Annotated in this window: 3 protein-coding genes; 1 reads left to right on the plus strand and 2 read right to left on the minus strand. The window is 72.7% G+C overall.

Annotated features, from left to right (window positions below; genetic code table 11):
- Positions 1-53: 53 nt before the first annotated feature.
- Together ABD308_RS06470 and ABD308_RS06475 are read right to left on the minus strand one after the other, a co-directional pair.
- Positions 54-980 (minus strand): EI24 domain-containing protein, encoded by a 927-nt coding sequence (locus ABD308_RS06470; RefSeq protein WP_344328570.1) that lies wholly within the window; start codon positions 978-980, stop codon positions 54-56.
- 139 nt (positions 981-1,119) lie between these two features.
- Positions 1,120-2,568: an amino acid permease gene (locus ABD308_RS06475; RefSeq protein WP_344328582.1), complete on the minus strand. Its 1,449-nt coding sequence runs from the start codon at positions 2,566-2,568 to the stop codon at positions 1,120-1,122.
- Positions 2,569-2,835: 267 nt separating this feature from the next.
- Between ABD308_RS06475 and ABD308_RS06480 the strand changes: the two genes are divergently transcribed.
- Entirely contained in the window at positions 2,836-4,077 is a 1,242-nt protein-coding gene (locus ABD308_RS06480; RefSeq protein ID WP_344328842.1) for a metallophosphoesterase, read from the plus strand.
- Positions 4,078-4,160 lie beyond the last annotated feature (83 nt).

Here is a 4,160-nt window from a genome sequence, read left to right on the forward strand (position 1 = left end):
TGGGGGGCCTCACACGCGGACCGCGCCCGGCCGGACCCAGGGTGACGGGGCGCTCACGCGCCGCGGTACGGGTTCGGCTCCACCGGGTGCGGGGCGGCGGCGTAGGGGTTGCCCCCGGCCGGGCCGTCGGCGTACGGGTTGCCGTCCACCGGCCGCTGCGCGCCGTACTCCGGCAGGTCCGGGACGGCCGGCGCGTCCGGCTCCCCGTCGCCCTCGCCGTCCTCCGGCGACGACGGCTCCTCCTCGACCGGCACCAGGTCGCGGGCCAGCAGCGTGGCACCGGCCACCGCGCCCGGCATGGCGACCACGGTCACCAGCGGCACCAGGAACGCCAGCACCAGCGGCACCCCGAAGCCGAGGGCCAGCCCGAGCCGCCCGCGCAGCAGCCGCAGCCGCTCGCGCCGCGCCACCCCGCGCCGCTGCAGACCGACCGAGGTCAGCTCCAGGGTGAGGAAGAAGCCGGAGACCAGGAAGCCCAGCACCGGCACCACGGTCTGCCCGATCACCGGGATGAACCCGGCCCCGAACAGCAGCACGCCGAAGCCGCCGGCCCGCACCAGTACGAAGAGGCTGTCCCGGGCCGCCACCACCAGCTCCCGCCAGAGCGGCACGTCCGGCGGGGTCGGCGCGCCGCCCTCGGTCTCGTCGACCTTCTCGCACAGCTCCTCGTAGAACGGCTGGCCGACCAGCAGCGTGACCGCCGTGAAGGTGAGCACCGACAGCAGCAGCCCGCCGACGAACACCACCGCGGCGAGCGTGGTGCGCAGCAGGTCCTGCCAGAGCGAGGACCAGGAGTCGGCGAACGGGGTGGCCCACTCGGCGACGTCCCCGGCCCAGCCGCCGAGGAAGAACAGCGCCACCGCGTAACCCGCCAGTGTGATCAGCGCCGGGATCATCCCGAACGCCCACCAGCGGCCGTGCCGCCCCACCCACTTCTGGCCCTTGGCCAGGTACCCCATCCCCGCTGCAAGATCTCGCATGAGGGGAAAGGGTAGGGGGCGCGGCATCGCCGGGTCATGTCCGCCCCGTCACGGAACGGCACCGGAAAACGGGTCCGGGCCCGGGAGCCTCCGCAACGGCTCCCGGGCCCGGTGTCCGCGGGCGGTACTGCGCGCCGGCTCAGGATGCCGGAGCCACCGCCGCGGCCCGCCGCCGGCGGCCCACCACGGCCGACGCCGCCAGCACGATGCCCGCGGCGACCAGCGACAGGTACATCTGCTTCCGACCGTCGGCGTCGGTGAACATGTACGCCACCACGAATCCGATCATGCCGATCGCGGCCCAGGTGAGGTACGGGTACAGCCACATCCGGACGGTCAGCCGCTCCGGGCACTCGCGCTCGATGATCCGGCGCATCCGGAGCTGGGAGAAGCAGATCACGAGCCACACGAAGAGCGCCACCGCGCCGGACGAGTTCAGCAGGAAGGCGAAGACGGTGTCGGGCGAGGTGTAGTTGAAGAACACCGCCACGAAGCCGAACACCACCGAGGAGAGGATCGCCACCCGCGGCACGCCGCGCTTGGTCACCGTGGCGAAGGCCTTCGGCGCGTCGCCGCGCCGGCCGAGCGAGAAGGCCATCCGGGAGGCGGTGTACATGCCGGAGTTGAGGCAGGACAGCACGGCCGTCAGCACGATCACGTCCATCACCCGGCCGGCGCCCGGGATGCCCACGTGCTCCAGCACCGCCACGTACGGGCTGCCCTTGACGGCGGCGGAGTCCCACGGCAGCAGGGTGACCACGAGCAGGATCGAGCCGAGGTAGAAGATCCCGATCCGCCAGATGACGCTGTTGGTCGCCTTGCTGACCGCCTTCTCCGGGTCCTCGGACTCGCCGGCGGCCAGGGTGACGATCTCGCTGCCCATGAAGGCGAAGACGACGGTGAGCATGCCGGTGAACACCGCGCCCACGCCGTGCGGCAGGAAGCCGCCGTGGCCGACCAGGTTCGCGGTGCCGACCGCGTCGGTGCCCGGCAGCAGGCCGAACACGGCCAGCGTGCCGACCACCAGGAAGGCGGCGATCGCCACCACCTTGATCCCGGCGAACCAGAACTCGAACTCGCCGTAGGAGGCGACCGAGCCCAGGTTGGTGGCGGTCAGCACGGCCATCACGATCAGCGCGAAGGCCCACTGCGGAACGCCCGGCATCCAGTTGTTGAGGATCTTCGCGCCGGCGGTGGCCTCGACGGCCAGCACCACCACCCAGAAGAACCAGTACAGCCAGCCGATGGTGAACCCGGCCCAGCGGCCGAGCGCCCGGTCCGCGTACGCCGAGAAGGAGCCGCTCTGCGGGTCGGCCGCGGCCATCTCGCCGAGCATCCGCATGACCAGGACGACCAGCACGCCGGCCAGCGCGTAGGAGAGCAGGATGCCGGGGCCGGTGGTGGCGATGCCCGCGCCGGAGCCGACGAACAGGCCCGCGCCGATCACGCCGCCGATGGCGATCATCGACAGGTGGCGGTTCTTGAGTCCGGCCTTCAGGTGGCCGTCGCCGCCGTGGCCGTGTCCGCTGGAGACCGCGGAGGAGCCGGCCGGCGGGGAACCGGCCTGGGTGGTGGTGTCCGCACGCATCGTGAGGGTGCCCTGTGCCTTTCCAGCGCGGCCTGACCCTCGGCTCGAACGCCGGAGGGTGGGGGACGGATCCGCGCATTGCGGTGCAACCTAGCCGCTACCTCCGGCTATCGGAACAAGGCACCGGCAAATGTTCGTTGAGCGAACACAAAAGGCCTGGTCAGTGCGGGTTAAATGGCCTAGCGGAAAGCTCAAATCTGACGCAGCGGCAGCAAGTTGGGCCCCTCCGGCGGGGTTTGTCAGGCGGCCGTCCATACTGGCCGCGTGATGATCGTCCTCGTGGTGCTCGGCGCCCTTCTCGTTCTCGCCCTGCTGATCCTCATCCACCGGTACCTCTGGCGGAGGCTGGTGCGCGACGTCTCGGCGCCCGGCGGACTCTGGCGCCGGGCCGGCACGGTGCTCGCCGTGGCCCTTCCGGTCCTCGCGGTCGGCGCGCTGCTCGGCAACCGGCTGTTCCCGATACCGGTCCAGCGCTGGTTCGCCTGGCCGGGTTTCCTGTGGCTCGCGGTCCTGCTGTACCTGATGATGGCGCTCGCCGTCGGCGAACTGCTGCGGCCGCTGCTGCTGCGCCTGCCGTCCCGGCGCGCCGAGACCGTCGCGGCCGTGCCGGCCAAGGAGGATGACGATCCGTCAGCCGAGGGGTCGCCGGCCGATTCCCCGGCCTCCCCGGCCGCCGCCCCCTCGCCGGAGCGGCGCCTGTTCGTCGCCCGGGCGATCGCGATCGGCGCCTCCGGCACGGCGGCGGCCGTGGTCGGTACCGGTGCCTACGGCGTGCTGCGCGGACCGCGGCTCAAGCAGGTCACCGTCCCGCTCGCCAAGCTGCCGGCCCGCGCCCACGGGTACCGGATCGCCGTGGTCAGCGACATCCACCTCGGCCCGATCCTCGGCCGCGCCCACACCCAGCGGATCGTGAACACCATCAACGCCGCGAAGCCCGACCTGATCGCCATCGTCGGCGACCTGGTCGACGGCTCGGTGCCCGAACTCGGCCGCGACGCGGAACCGTTGGCGCAGCTGCGGGCCCCGGACGGCGCGTTCTTCGTCACCGGCAACCACGAGTACTTCTCCGGCGCGGCGCCCTGGGTGGACTTCGTCCGCGAGCTGGGCGTCCACCCCCTGCAGAACGCCCGGGTGGAGCTCGGCGGCTTCGACCTGGCCGGGATCAACGACATCGCCGGCGAGCGGAAGGGGGACGGCCCCGACTTCGGCAAGGCGCTCGGCGACCGCGACCCCGCCCGTACCGCCGTGCTGCTCTCCCACCAGCCGGTCACCATCCACGACGCGGTCCGGCACGGCGTCGACCTCCAGCTCTCCGGCCACACCCACGGCGGGCAGCTCTGGCCGGGCAACTTCCTGGCGGAGCTGGCCAACCCCACGGTCGCCGGGCTGGAGCGCTACGGCGACACCCAGCTCTACGTGACGCGCGGCGCCGGTGCCTGGGGGCCGCCGGTCCGGGTCGGCGCGCCGTCCGACATCACCATCGTCACGCTGGCCTCGCTCCAGGCGTGAGCCGCGCCCGAGCCGCACCTGAGCCGCGCCTGGGCCGTCAGGCCTCGGTCACGTCCAGCAGCACGATCCGCCGCGCGTCCGCC

It is taken from the genome of Kitasatospora putterlickiae (assembly GCF_039527695.1).
Lineage (GTDB): Bacteria > Actinomycetota > Actinomycetes > Streptomycetales > Streptomycetaceae > Kitasatospora > Kitasatospora putterlickiae.